General features: G+C 67.3%; 2 protein-coding genes. One reads left to right on the top strand and one right to left on the bottom strand.

Features of this window, described 5'->3' with window-relative positions; genetic code table 11:
* Window positions 1-474: 474 nt before the first annotated feature.
* Window positions 475-1,629: a ComEC/Rec2 family competence protein gene (locus MXD58_RS26555; RefSeq protein ID WP_248837583.1), complete on the top strand. Its 1,155-nt coding sequence runs from the start codon at window positions 475-477 to the stop codon at window positions 1,627-1,629.
* Window positions 1,630-1,742: 113 nt separating this feature from the next.
* On the opposite strand, the gene MXD58_RS26550 is transcribed toward MXD58_RS26555, so the two are convergent.
* Window positions 1,743-1,953: hypothetical protein (locus tag MXD58_RS26550; RefSeq protein WP_250610515.1), on the bottom strand; the 211-nt coding region annotated here is incomplete at its 5' end.

Raw genomic sequence — 1,953 nt, 5'->3', positions numbered from 1 at the left:
GGTCGGCCCGGCCGCCGTCGTGGGCCGCGCGTCCGCGCCACCACCTGACCCACAGCCGGCGACCAGCACCACCGCGACCAGCACCGCGACGACCAGCCGACAGCACGGCCGTGACCGCATGCTCCCACCTCTCCCGCCCGCGTCGCCCGCATCCCGCCGGGGCGAGGCCGGCCACCGCTGCCAGCCCCGACAGCTTGCCCGCCGCCAGCTTCACCCCGTCACGCGCCCCCGCGCGAGCGATCGCGGTCGCCGGGCCGGCGGGGCCGGCTGTCCGTCGCGCCAGCATGCCCTCTTCTTTCCGGAACGGCGTTACGAGCCACCTCCCGTCAGCGACGAAGGTGACGTATCGGGCAGTATCCATGGTTTTTGGTATCCGCACCTTGCAGCCGTCATCGTGCACTGATAAACCGATTCCCGCTGGCGCCGTTTCGGCGCGGCGTTCTCACCCACCGCGGCGTAGGACGGGGGCGACGAGTGAGTCTGAACATTGACATTCTTGACGTCGGCCAGGGCGACGGCATCGTCGTCTGGTTTCCGAACGGAAAGACCATGATGGTCGACCTCGGATCGACCAAGAACAAGGGGATCGTCACCGCCGACTCCTTCGCCTACTTCCAGCAGCACACCAAGTTCGCGAAGCTCGGCGAGACCCTCGACTACCTGGTCCTGACGCACGGGGACCGCGATCACTACAACATGATCGTGCCATTCGTCGAGAAATTCCGCCCGAAGATTCACAACGTTATCCATGGGGGCCCGGCCGCCGAGTACACGGCGCCCGACGGAAACCTTATCGACTGGCTTCGAAACTACATGGCCCGCACCCACTCCCTGACCCTGAACACCGTCGGCTCGGTGCCGAAGTTCCCCTACGGCGTGGGGCCGAACGAGAACTCCGTCGGCGAGTTCGGGGCCGAGGTCCTCATCCAGTGCATGGGCCTGCGCGTCGACGGGACCGACGCGGGTTATGTCAAGAACAGCAAGAGCGTCGTGCTGCAGATCCGGTATCCGGCGAACAGAAGGCCACAACGGGTTGTCACACTCACCGGCGACGCCACCCGGCACGTCGAGAAGTTCATTCTCGACACATACAAGAACACCGGCGGCCTGTCCCAGGACCTGCTGCGCAGCGACATTCTTAAGGTCGCCCACCACGGCTCGCACCGCACCTCGAACCACGCCGAATGGATTCGAGCCGTCAATCCGTACTTCGCGTTCCTCACCTCCGACCGATCGGGCTCACTCGACGGAGACCAGATAGCCACCGGTCACCGACTCCCCCAGCACCTCGTCCTCGACCTGCTGCGGAAATACGCGACCCGGCTGGCAAAGGGAATCGCGGTGCACCCCTACGTCTCCTCCTTCCAGCGGAAGGACTACGACGAGTACAACCTGGCCCCCGACATCCCCGGCGAGCCGCTGCCCGTTCCCGCCATCACCGACGGCTGGGTCCAGAACCACGACGGCTTCGGCATCTTCTCGACCCTCGCCAGCATGGGCATCGGCGCGACCGACCCCGACCAGGGCGCCCAGTACCGCATCGAACTGACCGCCGACGCCGCCATCAACATCTCCGGTACCGCCGACTTCACCACCTTCAACCCCATCACCGGCCTGTTCCCAAGTTGAAACGAAGCCCAGCCCAGGTCCTCGGGCTGGGCTGGGCTGGGGACTCTCGGCCGCCCACCTCCGGCCGGTAGCGATCAAGGGTCCGGCCGCCACTCAGCGGGACCGGGCACAGCCTAGGCAGGCTCCCAGCGCCAGCCGTTGTTGTCGCGGCAGACAATCGCCTCGCCGTTCGCGGCCACCCCGCGCACGCCGTGGTCCGCCTTACGGCAGAACTGCCCCGGCTTGTAACAGTTACCGGCGTTGCTCAGCGGCTGGCATGCGGGGGCTGGCTGTTGCGCGGCCGCGGGCGGCGGCGCGGCCTGAGCCGGCGGCGCGGCCTGAGCC

It is taken from the genome of Frankia sp. AgKG'84/4, from assembly GCF_023242965.2.
Lineage (GTDB): Bacteria > Actinomycetota > Actinomycetes > Frankiales > Frankiaceae > Frankia.
This window is presented reverse-complemented; position numbering and strand designations above follow the sequence as displayed.